The organism is Paenibacillus sp. UNC496MF (assembly GCF_900113915.1).
Classification (GTDB): Bacteria; Bacillota; Bacilli; order Paenibacillales; family Paenibacillaceae; genus Paenibacillus_Z; species Paenibacillus_Z artemisiicola.
The window spans coordinates 205,287-219,901 of sequence record NZ_FORE01000011.1; the positions used below are offsets into that span (position 1 = coordinate 205,287).

Here is a 14,615-nt window from a genome sequence, read left to right on the forward strand (position 1 = left end):
TAGCGGTCATGTTTGCGTCAGCCGACGTTCTCGCCAGGCGCTTAAACGCTTGTATTGTTTCAACCGGCCTCGCCCGTTCCTGCAGTAACGGGGTGCCGAGCTTCAACCTTTGACGGAGCCGAGCAGCATGCCTTTCGTAAAGTGCTTTTGCAAAAACGGATACACGATAATAATGGGCAGGCTGGCCAGAATAACGGAAGCCATTTGCAGCGTTTCGCTCGGCGTCATATTTTCGGCGTTTTCGAGCGGCTGCTGCGTTTGAATCAAAATCTCCCGCACGACCACCTGAAGCGGAAACAGCGACCGGTCGGTCACGAACATGATGGCTTGAAAAAATTCGTTCCAGTGGCCCACCGTGTAGAACAGTCCGATGGTCAGCGTGACCGGCACGGACAGCGGGACGACGATTTGCAGCAGGATGCGAAATTCCTTGGCTCCGTCGATTCTCGCGGATTCGAACAGCTCTTCGGGGAGCGACTCGTAGAAGCTCTTCATAATGAGCACGTTGAAGCTCCACACGAGGTTGGGCAAAATCATCGCCCAAATCGAATCCAGCAGCCCGAGCGACTTGACGACCAGGTAAGTCGGGATGATCCCGCCGCTGAACAGCAGGGTAAACACGACCATCATGAGAAAAAAATTGCGGCCCGGCAGCTGCTTGCGGCTGAGCGGATAAGCCATTAACGCCGTGATGGCCATATTGAGCATCGTGCCGACGACCGTGATCAGCACGGTAACGCCGAACGCGCGGGGGATATTCGATTCCGTGAGCAGCTTATGGTACGCGTCGAACGTGATCGATCTCGGAACGAGGATGAAGCCGCCGTTTTTGAGCACCTCGCTGAACGGCGTGAGCGAGACGGATAGGACGTACAGCAGCGGGAATACCGCGACTAGCCCGCAAGCTAGCAGGATCACGAAGACAATGGCGTTCGCGATGCGGTCGTTCGCGCTTTTTACCATATGCCTTCCCCCCAACGCTTCGCGAGTTTGTTCGATCCCAGCACCAGGATCAGCCCGATCGCGGCCTTGAACAATCCGACCGCGGACGCCAGGCTGAAATTCAGCTGCTGCAGACCGGTACGGAACACCCAGGTATCGAGAATGTCGGCGACGGCATACACTTGGATGTTGTACATGATGTAAATTTGCTCGAAGCCGGCATCGAGGATATGGCCCAGGTTCAAGATCAGCAGCATGATGATGACGGTCCGGATGCCGGGGAGCGTAATGTGCCAGATCATCCGCATTCGTCCCGCGCCGTCCACCCGCGCCGCCTCGTAAAGCGTAGGGTCGATGCCGGAAATCGCGGCCAAATAGATGATCGCTCCCCAGCCCAGATTCTGCCAAATTTCCGATCCGACCAGGATGGACCGAAAGTAGGACGTCGAGGTCAGGAAGGGAATGGCCTCTCCCCCCGCGTCTTTCACCCATTGATTCACCAATCCGGAGCTTTGGGACAGCAGCGCGAGCAAAATGCCGTAGATGATCACCCAGGACAAGAAATGCGGCATATACGTTAAGGTTTGGATCAGCGACTTGAACCATTTGATCCGGCATTCGTTAAGCAGCAGCGCCATGGCAATGGGCGGTATCATGCCGAAAATCAGCTTGTAAAGGCTGATCAGGAACGTGTTCGTCAGCAGCTGCGAGAAGTAAGGCGAATGAAAAAAGGTTAAAAAATGCTTGTTCCACGGGCTTGCCCACGAGCTGTTCCAGATCCCTTCCATCATGTTGAAATCCTTGAACGCGATGATGACGCCGTACATCGGGATGTATTTGAAGACGATATAATAAACGAGTCCCGGCAACAGCATCAAATAAAAGGCCTTGTAGCGCCAAATGGTTCTGCCGAGGCCGGAGACGACGCCCGGTTTCGGCGCGGGTTCCCGCACGGGCGGCACTGCGGTCCGTTGGTTCATAGCATAGGATCACCTCGCTTCGTTGTAAGCGCATTCGTCGAATGGCCAACCCAAGTATAGCAAGGCAAGCTTCGCCTTAACTATGCAGCGATCTTACGAAATCAAGCACAAAACCGACACTCTTTCCGATCATCTTCGCACAACGGGGATCGTAATGCAGACGACCGTTCCCTGATTCGGCCGGCTGCCGATCCTTAGCCCGTAAGACGCGCCGTAGCGAAGCCGCAGACGATGGTGAACGTTCGCCATTCCGATGCCGGAGACGTGCTCTCCGATATGATCCGCCCGCTGCTCGTTAAGCGCTTTCAAGAGCATCGGCTTCTCCATCCCGGTTCCGTTATCGCGGATAAAGAACCGCAGTTTCCCTTTGCGCACGGATCCCCGGACGCGAATGAGTCCGTCTTCGCGGCGGCTGGGCGCGATCCCGTGAAAGACCGCATTCTCCAAGATCGGCTGCAGCGTCAGCTTCAGGATCCGGCAAGACAACGCTTCGGGATCGATGTCCTGCTCATACCTGAATTTGTCTCCATACCGGATCTTCTGGATTTGCATGTACATGTTCAGCCCTTCCAGTTCTTCCTCCACCGTCAAGAATTCCGATGTTTTATCGAAGCTGAACGATAGCACGCCGACAAGCGCCCTGATCGTTTCCTTGACCTCTTTGGTCCGATGCTGCTTGGCCAGGCTTCCGATGCAGGCCAGCGTATTGTACAGAAAATGGGGGGCGATCTGGCTTTGCAGCACCTTCAATTCGAGCTGCTTCTTCCGCTCTTCCATGTGCTTCGTTTCCTGAAGCAGATTGCGGATCCGCTCCATCATGGCGTTGAAGCTTTGGGCAAGACGCCCGATCTCGTCCTCCCTTCTCACGACAAGGCTCGGAATCACGCCCATGTCGTGAACCCGGTCCATCTTGACCGCCAGCATCCGGATCGATTTGGTCATATAGCGGGACATGGCAAACGCCATGAACAGCAGGACCCCGAACCAAATGCCGGCCGCCGTCTTGTAATTATCGAACAGGCGGATGACGTTCTGATAGAAATAACGGTCTTTGATCAGCACGAGCAGCGTCCAGCCCAGCCGGTTCTGTCCGGATTTGACGACGACGAGCTTGCCGGTCGGCCCGCTCAAATCGGTTGCCGTCACCGGGAGCCCGGCGAGCCGATCGACGAACGCTTCGGGAAGGTCCTCGTGATACGTGCCCGGTCGTTGCGGCAGCATGCCGTTATCGCGGTCGAACGTAACCACCTTGTCCTTATCGGACATGATGACGAACGTCTGATAGGTGCCGGAAGTCAATTCGCTTATTTTCCGGTTCAATTTATCCAAGTCGAGCTCGATGACCGCAACCCCGATAATGTCCCCGTTGTCGGCGCTGATCGGACGGGAGATGGCTACCGTCTCGCCGGAGAGCGGCGATACGTAGGGCTGGCTCACGACGGCCGCCCCGTAGGTTTGCTGCGACTTGTCGTAGATCTCGTTCAGCTTCGGATTGCCGATAATCTCGTAATTGACCTGGGAGCTGGAGAACACCTTGCCGTCCCTGCGGATGACATACAACGTTTTCACGAGCGCGCCGTTGTTTTCGGCGATGAACCGGAGCGACTCGGATAACTTGCCGCCGTCCCCTTCCCGCAGCAGATTGGCGTCCGTCGACAATAACAGCAGCACGTTCCGGCTGTTGTCCAGATAGGTGTCGAGAAACTGGTTGGTACGCGCGATCAGGACCACGGAATCCGATACCATCTGGTTCTTAAACAAGTCGGCCGCCCGATAGTAGTTGTTCCAGGCCAATAGGATAAAAAACGCAAACGTGACGATGAACAAAAACAGAAACTGCCTGGTCGCCAAGCTCCATCTTCGGTACCAGCGATAGATCCGGTTCATTCGCCATCACCCCTTGTCACCATGATTAGCCAACCTTAGCTCGGTCGGAGCCGTTCCCGTCCATTCGCGAAAGACGGCGGAGAAATAGCGATAGCTCGGGATGCCTACCTGCTGCGCAATCTCGTATACGCGAAGCGAGGTGTGCCGCAGCAATTCGGTCGCCTTCTCGATTCGTGTCCCGGTCACGAAATCATTGAACGAAATGCCGGTTTCTTCCCGAAACAGCCGGCTCAAATAATTCGGACTTAACCCGACCTCCCGGGAAACGGCGCTCAGCGTGATATTCTTCTCCAGATTCCCCGCGATGAACGCCTTGGCATCCGCGATTTCCCTGCGGCACTTCTTGATCCTGGCGTACGACTCGATCTCATGAACGAAAACTTCCGCCAGCTCATGGAGCGTACCGGCATCGGCGATCCGGCTTGGCGCCTTCCGCCCGCTGCCGGCTTGCGCCGCTTGTTCCCGGTGCCAATCCCGGAGCCGCTCGGCGACGAACACGCGCAGCTCCTCGGGCGCGAACCGTCCGATCATCGCCCAATCTATGAAATCCCCGCGAATGACCTTCGCCAGCTGCTCCCGGTCCCATTGCGCTCCGCGAAGCTTGTCCGACATGTCGTTCGCCGAATGTTCGTCAAGCGAAGCCGGTCCGGCTGACGGCATCGGAAATACCCGGCCGGTGCCGTCATAGAAGACCGCATCCGGCCTTTCGCAAACGCCGCGGTACGCAGCGCCAAAATCCGCGCTTCTCCGGATGGGCTCGCTGATGACGCCGTATAGCCTGTACGCATCGCTAAGAAAAGGAAGCCTGAAATCGATCGAGCGATACAGCTCTTCCGTGATCGTCTCCATTTCGCGCCAAACTTCCGGCGGATCGCCTTCTTCCGCACGAAACATAAGCACGTAAATGCCCGTATCGGCCGGAAACCAAGAAAACGGCTTCAGGTTCTCCAGCGTCGTCAGCGACTCTTCGATGGCTTGATGAACGAATAAACGGCTTTCTTTTCTCGATTCCGCATGCAGGGCGGCCAGCCGTAACGGAAACCGGCTTTGAAAAGCGGCTTGCAGCCAGGCCGCGAGCCCGCCGTCATCGGCAGGCTGTCGAGTCATGACCATGAGCTGCTCCGACCTCTTCCGCCGCAGGCGTTCCGCCTCGCTTTGCCGCAGCGATTTTTCGCGATACGCGCTCTCCTTCGCCCGCTGCAAGGCTTCCGCGAGATCGCCGTCATCCATCGCGACTTTCACAAGGTACTCTACCGCGCCGAGCTTGACCGCTTCCTTCGCATAAGCGAATTCCGAGTGGCAGGTCAGCAGAATCACCTGGATGCGAGGGAACTCCGACTTCAAGCTTCGAAACAGCTCGAGTCCGTTCATGACTGGCATCGTAATGTCCGTGATGACGATATCGGGAGCAAGGCATCGGCAAAAACGCAGCGCTTCCTCGCCGTTCTCCGCTTCTCCGATCCATTCGGCCTGATGCTGCTCCCAGGCAAACAAACGAAGCTCCTGCCGGATCGGCAGTTCGTCGTCGACCACCAATACCGTGAATCGATCGTCGTTCATGTGGCCCCTCCCCCGATAGAAACAATCAACTAGAAACAATCAACTGGAAGCGATCAACTAGCAGCGATCACTAACAATTAAATAGAATCGAACAACTAGAAACGATCACTAACAATTAAATAGAATCGAACCATTAGAAGCGGACAGCAAGAAGATGGCCTGCGGAACAGCCGCAGTACCATCTTATTTGTATTCCCTATGATCTATTCGTACACCCGGACTTCGACGATTTCGGCGCACGGACTTCCGTTCGTCGCGTAAACCGAGATCCGGATCCGGTCCGTGGCGACCGCCGCGTCAAGCGTGTGGACGCGTTTGCGTTTATGATTGTTTTGTTCTTCCGCCATCGTAATCCATTCGCCGTTCGCATAGCCCTCAACGGCATAGTTTCGGACGAGTTCCGGCATGATTGGAAACGGCGTGCGGTGGTGATGAAGATTGATCAAGTCCTCGTTGACGTCGTCGTTGAACGTAACGTGGACCGACCGGACATTCGCCTGCTTCGCCCAATTCAGCTCCAACCACTCCGGCGCGTCCGGCCGCATGGCGACGGACGACCACTGATGCGGCCCCGCATACGGACGGTGATAGCCGTCGACGGCTTTCTCCGGGGAGAACGCATCGGTCCGCGATAGCAGACGGAAGCAGAACGGCTTGCGAACGAACGGCCGCATGCTCCATTGGATGACGGGCTGCGACGGCTGATGGTCCTCGAGGTCTGCCGATACGATCGGCGTCGGTCCTTTGACGAACGACAGGACGCCCGTTTGCGGTTGAGCGGACACGTACAACGACAGCCGTTCGTTGCCCTTTATTACAAGAAAAGCATTCTGCGGCGCAGCCGGTTTCCAGCGAACGTCCAGCTTCACCCACTGCTTGGCGCCTTTGCCCACCTGCGTCGATGCTGCCGTCTGCAGCGTATGCGGCACGTAGTTCTCGCCGCGGCCCGTATTCCAGAGCTCGACCGTCAGCGTCGCCGCCTCCGCGGCATCGACCAACAGTTCGATGCCGTCCACGTCCGGGTCCGCCGGCAGCAGCAAGCCGACGTCGGACGCAAGCGGATAGGCTTCCGCCGGCGTGTCCGCCGCGAGACGGGTCATCGTGCTTGATGCCTTGACGTTCGCCCGCAGCGCCAGGTCGGCCGGATCCTCGTTGCGCAATCCGATAATCGAGGCATCCTGCCTCAGCATCGTTTGCTGCAACGCATGCAGATGGCCGTTATGCAGCTCTCGCGGCGTGATGCCCTTCTCCACGCTTAAAGCCGCCCCGGTGCCCGCGGCTTCCCCGATGACGGCGCAGGTCGCCATGACCCGCGTCGTGCCGAACGCAACGTGCGACGCGCTGATGTCGCGGCCGGCCATGAGCAAATTGCCGACGTTCGCGGAATACAGCGAACGGAACGGAATATGGTAGATGCCGTCCATATGCAGGTGCTTGGATCCGCTTTCAGTCGAATACATGCCTTGCGGCGGATGCAGATCGATGGACCATCCGCCGAACGCGATGCGGTCCTCGAATTCGCGCTGCGCCACGATGTCGTTCTGATTGAGCACGTAATCGCCGATAAATCGGCGATACTCCCTTTTTCCGGGGAGAGAGCCGACCCATTCCAGCGTCATCGTCTCCGCATCGAATTTGCCCGAGTTTTTGATATAATCCCAAATCCCGTAAATCGCGGCCCACAGCTCATCGCGTATCCGCTCGTTATCGTGAACGGTATCGAATTCGCCGCCCCATTCGATCCACCAATAGGCGCAGCCGTTATCGCCGCTGCGAATGACCCGTTTCAACGGAATCGTCGTCTGCGCGATGTCTTTGGCGAAAGAAGGCGGGATGTAGGTCACCGGCTGGCCTGCATCCTTCGTGTAGAACAGGAGCGTGCTGCCGAGCGTGATGTCGTCGGCAAAGGCAGGCGCCCAATCCTCGTTATATTCGTCTCTCGCCTCGCGGCCGACGCGATGCTTGGCTCCGGCGAGAAACCCCACCAGCCCGTCGCCCGAGCAATCGAGATACACGGCGCTTTCGAATCGGATCCGCCGCTCCGATCCCATCATCCAGCCGGTAACGGAGCGTATCGTCCGATGATCCTCGTCTCCGTCGGCTTCTACTTCATGCACGTCCGTATTGAGGAATAAGCGGATATTCGTCTCCGCCCGCACCGTCTCCATGACGACCAAATCCCAAAAATAGGGGTTTCCTTCCATATTGCGATACTGGTTTTCAATGAACATTTCGCCCATGATGCCGGTTTCCCTCGCATAGCGGTGCGTTCCGTGCGCCGTAGCGCCGCACACCCATACCCGCACCTCGCTGCTGGAATTTCCGCCGAGCACGGGCCGGTTCTGAACCAGCGACACCGTTCTGCCCAGCCGGGCCGCGGCGACCGCCGCGCAAACCCCCGCCAACCCGCCGCCGACAACCGTAATATCCGACGAGACGACCTCCTGCCTCATATCGCGTTCACTCCTTCATATAGGTTGAATATCCGTAATTTCATCATATAAGTTCCTCTTTCCAAATAACATGCACCGTATTACGATTAGGGATATACTTTATTTCAGGGTTCAACAAAGGCGGGGACGCGGATGAAGTCGGGTGAAGACGCACGGTTGGTTTCGCATGTGTACTGGGACCGGAAAGAACGGTTCGCGCTCGACCGCGATCGTTATCCTTACTGGTCGATGTTTGCCGCCGAAGAAGGCAGATTCGTCTATTCCATACAGGCTCATACCGGGGAGGCCGGATTCGGCGACTTGGTAATCTGTCCGCCGAATACATGGTTCCATCGTCGAACCGTGAGCCCGCTTAGCTTTCACTTCTTCCATTTCGGCTGGGAGGCGGATGCGGAGGCGGATACGGAATTTTGGTCCGCGGAAGAGCTTGGACCCAAGGGGAAAATCAGCGTTGCGGATACGGAACGATTGTCGTCCGACTTCCATTATTTGAAGCGGCTGGCAGCGGAACGGGACCGGATCGCGCAGGCGCATAAACAGCATCTCTTGAACGACCTGCTGCGGCTGTCGAGCTTGGAGCGGGGAGCTGATGCGAATCCGGTACAGGGCGGCATCCCCTCGGAGCTGCAGGAAGCGCATCGGCACATGACGGTCCATGCCTACGCGCCGTTGAACATGCGGAGTTTGGCGCATGCGCTGAAGCTGACGCCGGTTCAGCTCACCCGGCGGTTCCGCGCGGCCTATGGCATGACGCCGTCCGAATTCGTCACGGAGCTTAGGCTTGCCCGGGCTTGCCGGCTGCTGGAGGAAACCACCCTCAGCATGGATAAAATCGCTTCCCGGTGCGGGTACGAAAACGGCTTTTATTTAAGCCGCGTGTTTCGCCAAAAGCGCGGCATGACCCCTTCCTTTTACCGGAAAGCGCATCGGGTGTAGCCAAAGTCACGACAAGCAAATGATGTCAACACCGTTTCCTTCCCCGTCTCTCGCGAAACGCAAACAACCCCTTCGTATTTACGAAGGGGTTGTTGAGGCTGGCGCGCTTGCGAACGCGAACCTCGGCATGATGCTTCGCGAATGGGTTCAGAACATCCCTCCGCCGGCGCCGATTGTCTGACCGGTGATCCATCGCGCTTGATCCGATGCCAGGAACCCGACAATGTCGGCAATGTCTTCCGGCGTTCCTGCGCGGGCTAGCGGTGTTTTGGCAATCTCTCCGTCGATAACCGCCTGTCCGGCCTGAATTAAAGTCGGCGTGAAGTCGTGTCGGGAAGCACGCTGTTGACGGTGATGCCCCGAGCGCCGATTTCATGCGCATGCACGCGAACCAATCGGTCGGCAGCCGCCTTGCTCGCTGCGTAGACGCCCGTTCCGGGACGGGGCATGCGTGTCAGTCCGGCCGAGATTGCCACGATCCGCCCTCCGTCAGGGACTCGGATCGCGGCTTCTTTGAGGGCAATGAAGCTCGCGCGCGCCGTGTTTCACGTTGGCGGCGTTGAGGACCACGATTCCACGTGACCGAATTGCTCTTCCGTGACGGTTACTCCCAACAAATACACAAACGTCGCCGCGACGCTCCATGCAAACATCAGCAGCGTGACGAACCGGAACGCACAGCCCCTCCCCCTGTCGCATCGCGTTTATTTCCGTTTCGATGCTTAGCGCAGCGACGGAATTTTGACGGTTACGGTCGTTCCGTAACCCGTCCGGCTGTCGATGGCGATTCCGTAACGCGCGCCGAACAGAAGCCGCAGCCTGTCGTGGATATTGGTCAGTCCGATGCTTTTCGCCGAATGGCCGTGCGGCTCGCGTTCCGAAACTTCCATGTCCAGCTTCGTCTGGAGGGCGGCCAGCTCCCCGGGCTCCATCCCCTTCCCGGTATCCATAATTCGGACGCATACATCGCCATTCGCTTCCAGGCACCCGGTCACTTGAAGCCTTCCCCCTTGGTCCATTCGCTCGAGCCCGTGATAGACGGCATTCTCGACAAGGGGCTGCAGGATCATCTTGGGGGTTTTCAGCTCGAGCAGCCCTTCCTCGACCTCCATGCTCATCGCGAATTTATTCTCGTACCGAATGGCGATAATCTTGATATAGGCCTGTATGCACTCCACTTCTTCCCGAAGCTGTACAAGCTCGTCTTGTTTGATGCTGTAACGGAAAATTTTGGACATGCAGGACGTGATTTGCGCGATCTCCCTGCTGCCGTATTCCAATCCGATGCCGCTGATGCAATTCAGCGTATTATAGAGGAAATGCGGGTTGATCTGGCTCTGCAGGGCGGAAAACTCCGCCTGCTTCTGGCTCAGCTCGGACTTGTGCAAGCGAGCTTGGGTAGTGAACATCTCCCTTGTCATACCGTCCATTTCGTCCATCATCCGATTGATGTCGCGGGCCAGCGAGCCTACCTCGTTGGTTGACCGGACTTTAATGCGGAACCCCCTGTCCCTTCTCCCTACCCGCTTCATATCCATGACAAGCCCCATCACCGGGCCCATCAGATTGTTCATAAAGAAAATGCCCATCATCATCAGGATGAAAATAATCCCGATCCCCACGATAATGCTGACCTTCCGCATGGGGTTCATGTCCGCCGTCAGTTCATGAACCGGAATCATGCTCACGATCCGCCACCCGTCCGCCTGCTCCAAGCCTTTGACCTGGACGAGGATCTCTTCCCCGCCGATGGTTGTCTTCACGCCGTTAAGCAGGACGTCCTTGTCCCTGGACAGCGCATCCTTGAACCATGTGCCCCGGGCCTTGGCAGTCGTGGACGCAATGACCTCATCCTGGCTATTCAGAATGTACAAGGTGGAGTTGGGCGTCAATTCCGTATTTTCCACGAGGCTCTGCAGCTTGTCCATGTCGATCATCACGGTGCAGTAGCCCGTTAGTTGCGAGAAATGAATCCCTCCGATCGATTCCACGATCTGCGCGATATAGAAAAACTGTTCCGTTTTCGTTCGATCGTCTTTTAACAGGGTCGTGAACATCCCTTGATCCCGAAGAGAAGGATCGTCCTTATACGTCCGGATAAAGCTCGCATACCGGTGGAGAAAGAAAATATCGCCGCCCGAGGAATCCAAGCTGTACAGCTGCTTTCCCCGAATGTCGTCGATCACGATTCCGTTCACGTACGAATTAAAGGATCTCATATAGTCCATGAGATCCAGCGCATAATTGCCGCTATCGAACGCTCTCTTGTAATCGTCGTCCTCGACGGCATATTCCTGGATCAGTTTGCTGTTGACCGCGATGCCGGCGCTGACGCGAATGTCGTTGAACACGGAATCGATCTTGCTTCGGGTTTGCTCGATCATTTGATTGCCGAATTTGGCGGCTCTAGCTTGCGTTAGATGAGAGAAGCTATAAAAGAAATACACGACCATGACGGCGAACAGCGCGATGGCGATAAAAAAGATCAGCCAGATTTGATGTTTCAATTTCAGTTTACTGGTCTTCATGGCGGCCTGCCGCTCCGTTCGCGTTAACTTTTTCTGAATTTGGTAGGCGTGACCCCGCAATGCTTCTTGAACACTTTATTGAAATAGTAATACTCCGCATACCCGGTCTTCACGGCGATTTCCTCGATCGACAAGTTCGTCTGTCTCAGGAGATCGCGGGCTTTCTTGATCCTGAGCTCCGACACGTATTCGGAGAAGGTCTTGCCCAGCTTTTTTTTGAATAATTGACAGCAATACACTTGATTAATGTAGAATTGGGCCGACAATTCCTTCAAATACAATCGCTGTTCATAGTGACCGTCAATATAGGCGACCATCCGGTTAAAGCAGGACAAGATGTCCCCTTCCGGCAAAGAACGGCTATTCCCTTGCTTGATGGAAGCGAAGACGTCATGCAAAAAGCCGCACAGCGACGCGAAGTGTTCGAACCGTTCCTTGATCTCGGCATAATTCAGGAATTCAAGCTCCATGTCCTTCCATTCCCCGGCGTAGGCGTTGATCAGGATCCCTACGGCCTGATTCCACAAGCAGACCACTTCGCTCATGCCGAGGCGATGAACCTCGAAGTAAGCCGGCAGCCCGTTTATGTACGCATCCAAATAATCGTCATATTGGTTTCCTTGAACGATGCGATGGATCTCATCGATGCACGGTTTGACCAAATGAACCTTCGGCTCGTAATGAACGGCGCCCGGGTCTTCGCTTAAAAAAACCTGGGAGGCCGACAGGTCCGCTTCTTTAATCAGCTTGCTCATCTGGGCGAGCTGGCCGGAAATGCTGCTAATGCCCATCGTACGAATGCCGGGTCGACTCACGGTTAATTCATCCCGGAGTCCTTCCAAGCAAGCTTTATCCTCCGCCATCAGAACGATCAACCTTTTTCGGGTTCCGGCCTCGACCTCCATCGCATAGACGGGCTTTCCTTCCAAAGCCAGCAGCTGTCCGAACTCCCTGTCTGCTCTTTCGAAATCGATGGCAAGCACCTGGTAATAGCACGATTCCGCGGAATCGGGAAGCGGCAGGTAACGCTTGATCTCATCCGGATCCGACGAGGTCAGCGACTCCAGAATGAGGGGATTGCGCGCTGCGCTTCTCTGCGAGAAATGCATGGCCAGTACCGCAAGGAACGGATCGGCCATATCTACATCGAGCGGCTTCAGGAAATAATTGAGCGCGCCGCAGCGCAGCGCTTCCTGGGCGTATTCAAATTCCGCGTATCCGCTTACGACGACGAACTCGGTGTCAAGCTCATGCGCTTTTGCCCGCTTCATCAGATCCAATCCGGAAATGTCCGGCATGCGGATATCCGTAACGACCAAATCCGGTTTGTTCGCTTGTATGGCCTCCCATGCGTTGTAAGCGCTTGTAAATTGTCCTATGATTTCAAAACCGTGCTTTTCCCAGTCAAAGGCGTTGCGGATTCCTTTAATCGCCCACGACTCATCATCGACAATCATGACCTTGTGCATGGGGTTCCTCCTGAACTTGTGGATTTCTTGGAAATAATAGCAAAGCCCTTAGGGAATGGCAATCGAAATACGGATAAACCACGCGGAAGCTTCTTCGATGGTTTATCCGTATAGAGAAGATGATGTGCCGATAGCGAGGATGATTGACGGATAGAGGCTTATTTGCTGCCCGCTTTGATTTCTCTGTAGTGCTTCACGTTCTCGTCTTGAACGGCCTTGCCGCCCGCGTCCATGTATTCTTTCACCAGCTTATCGTACAGGGCGTCGAACTCGGCCGGCTTGGCCACGATCAGCCGATCCGTCATTTGTTTGTTCATATCGCCCAGCGTCTTGCCGTACTTGATATTCGCTTCGTTCGGAACCCCGTAGTAGAAGCCGGTATAGCCGTCCGTCGTATTGATCTTGTAGGAATCGACGGCCAGTTTCTCATAGCTCTGATCTCCGGCTGCCAACGCCGCCGCGTACGTTTTGACGTTCTTCTCGGTATCGCCCAGCTCTGCGCCGTTGACGATCAGCGTATAGTCCAGATTCAGATTGCTCATCTGCATATTTTCGCCGGTTTGCGCGATCCCTTGCGGGATTCCGTTCACCATCGTGTGGTTGACGCCTTCTTGGCCGAACTGCAGGAAGAATAACACATCCGGGTCAGCCATCCAGTTCAGATATTTCATGGCCAGCTCCGCATGTTTGCTGCTTTTGGGAATGAAGGAGAACAGACCGTTTTCATTGTACATTTCTTTCAGGTATTTGCCCTCTCCGTTCTTAAAGGCATCGATCGGAACAAAGCTGGCCTCCGGCGCGTTTTGCTTCAACGGTTCGCGAATTTTTTGAACCATCGGATAATCCCAGTTCGCGGCGTAAAAGCCTACCTTGCCGTTCGTGACGTCGGCGTCCGCTTGCTTGGCCGTCTTGTCCAGCGCAAAGTCGGGGCTGATCAGCTTTTCGGCGTACAGCTTGTTCAGCCATTTGAACGCATCCTTGTTGCCGGGCTTCAGCCAATTGGTCGTGGTAACGAATTCCTCCTCCGACATCGGACCCCAGAAGGATTGAAAGAGATTTCCGAACGCGTAGTTCATGCCGGCAGCCGCCGTGGCCCACGGAATCACGCCGTTGACCTTGCCGGGATTCTTGTCGCGGAAGGCAACAAGTGTGTCATACAATTCGTCCCGGTTCGTCGGAACGGGCAGTCCCAGCTTGTCCAGCCAATCCTTGCGGATGAACATGCCGTTCCACGCAAGCAGCGTCCGCTTGGCCGGAATGGACACTTGTTTGCCCTCGTATTTGCCGTAAGCCAGCACGGTGTCCCCCAGATAAGCTTTCAATTGCTGGCCGTGCTTCTCGAGCAGGTCGTCCAAGGTATACAGGCCTTTGTTTTTGGCGAAGCGGGTGACGGTGGTACCGTCGTACGTGAAGGAAATATCGGGCGCTTCGTTGGCAGCCATCAAGACATTCAGCTTGTCGACTTCCTCGGAGCGGGGGACGGTAACGAACTTTACGACGGCGTTGTTGGGTTTGCCGAATTTCTCGTTGACATACTTGGTCCATGTATTGTTGTTTAGATCCGGCTGTCCCTGAATGCCTCGATCAAACACTTCCACGGTCAACGTTTCCGGAGAACCGGAAGACGCGGCCGGTGCATCGTTCGATGCCGCCGGCGATTCGTTGCCTCCGTTTCCGCAACCGGCCGCAACGCCGGCCAGCAGAACCGTACTAACCAGCAGCGCTGCTTTCTTCTTCATGCTCGCGTTCACTTTCAACCACCCTTTCGTATCGGATGCATTCCTATCATCCATGCTCTAAATCTCTTGGATCTTTCTTTCATCCAACAGCCCTGCGATCACCCCTTTCATCTTGGTCCGG

Annotated in this window: 11 protein-coding genes; 1 reads left to right on the plus strand and 10 read right to left on the minus strand. The window is 55.9% G+C overall.

What is annotated here, in order from left to right; all coding sequences use genetic code 11:
* Positions 1-102: 102 nt before the first annotated feature.
* The 5 genes from BMZ79_RS20520 to BMZ79_RS20540 all read right to left on the minus strand — a co-directional run bounded on the left by BMZ79_RS20520 (position 103) and on the right by BMZ79_RS20540 (position 7,822).
* Positions 103-963: a carbohydrate ABC transporter permease gene (locus BMZ79_RS20520; RefSeq protein WP_090643136.1), complete on the minus strand. Its 861-nt coding sequence runs from the start codon at positions 961-963 to the stop codon at positions 103-105.
* On the minus strand, positions 957-1,817 hold the full coding sequence (locus BMZ79_RS20525; protein ID WP_256252938.1) for an ABC transporter permease: 861 nt from the start codon (positions 1,815-1,817) through the stop codon (positions 957-959). The genes BMZ79_RS20520 and BMZ79_RS20525 overlap by 7 nt, the downstream gene beginning before the upstream one ends.
* 234 nt (positions 1,818-2,051) lie before the next feature.
* A complete protein-coding gene (locus BMZ79_RS20530; RefSeq protein WP_090643141.1) occupies positions 2,052-3,809 on the minus strand; it encodes a cache domain-containing sensor histidine kinase in 1,758 nt (585 codons plus the stop codon).
* A gap of 6 nt (positions 3,810-3,815) precedes the next feature.
* Complete coding sequence (locus BMZ79_RS20535; protein ID WP_090643144.1) at positions 3,816-5,369, minus strand: response regulator; 1,554 nt, start codon at positions 5,367-5,369, stop codon at positions 3,816-3,818.
* A gap of 203 nt (positions 5,370-5,572) precedes the next feature.
* Positions 5,573-7,822, minus strand: a complete 2,250-nt coding sequence (locus BMZ79_RS20540) for an FAD-dependent oxidoreductase (protein ID WP_090643147.1) — start codon at positions 7,820-7,822, stop codon at positions 5,573-5,575.
* 132 nt (positions 7,823-7,954) lie between these two features.
* On the opposite strand from BMZ79_RS20540, the gene BMZ79_RS20545 reads away from it, so the two are divergent.
* A complete protein-coding gene (locus BMZ79_RS20545) occupies positions 7,955-8,758 on the plus strand; it encodes an AraC family transcriptional regulator (RefSeq protein ID WP_090643149.1) in 804 nt (267 codons plus the stop codon).
* 147 nt (positions 8,759-8,905) lie between these two features.
* On the opposite strand, the gene BMZ79_RS34740 is transcribed toward BMZ79_RS20545, so the two are convergent.
* The 5 genes from BMZ79_RS34740 to BMZ79_RS20565 all read right to left on the minus strand — a co-directional run bounded on the left by BMZ79_RS34740 (position 8,906) and on the right by BMZ79_RS20565 (position 14,548).
* The gene (locus BMZ79_RS34740) at positions 8,906-9,067 is read right to left on the minus strand and encodes an SDR family oxidoreductase (protein WP_371263766.1); all 162 of its coding nucleotides are present in this window, start codon (positions 9,065-9,067) and stop codon (positions 8,906-8,908) included.
* Complete coding sequence (locus tag BMZ79_RS35600; RefSeq protein ID WP_218154749.1) at positions 9,067-9,282, minus strand: SDR family NAD(P)-dependent oxidoreductase; 216 nt, start codon at positions 9,280-9,282, stop codon at positions 9,067-9,069. Before BMZ79_RS35600 ends, BMZ79_RS34740 begins: the two co-directional genes overlap by 1 nt.
* Positions 9,283-9,480: 198 nt before the next feature.
* The gene (locus tag BMZ79_RS20555; protein WP_090643152.1) at positions 9,481-11,286 is read right to left on the minus strand and encodes a sensor histidine kinase; all 1,806 of its coding nucleotides are present in this window, start codon (positions 11,284-11,286) and stop codon (positions 9,481-9,483) included.
* Positions 11,287-11,309: 23 nt separating this feature from the next.
* The gene (locus BMZ79_RS20560) at positions 11,310-12,755 is read right to left on the minus strand and encodes a response regulator transcription factor (RefSeq protein WP_090643154.1); all 1,446 of its coding nucleotides are present in this window, start codon (positions 12,753-12,755) and stop codon (positions 11,310-11,312) included.
* Positions 12,756-12,913: 158 nt separating this feature from the next.
* Positions 12,914-14,548, minus strand: coding sequence for an extracellular solute-binding protein (locus tag BMZ79_RS20565; RefSeq protein ID WP_256252917.1), 1,635 nt, complete (start codon positions 14,546-14,548; stop codon positions 12,914-12,916).
* Between the last annotated feature and the right edge of the window lie 67 nt (positions 14,549-14,615).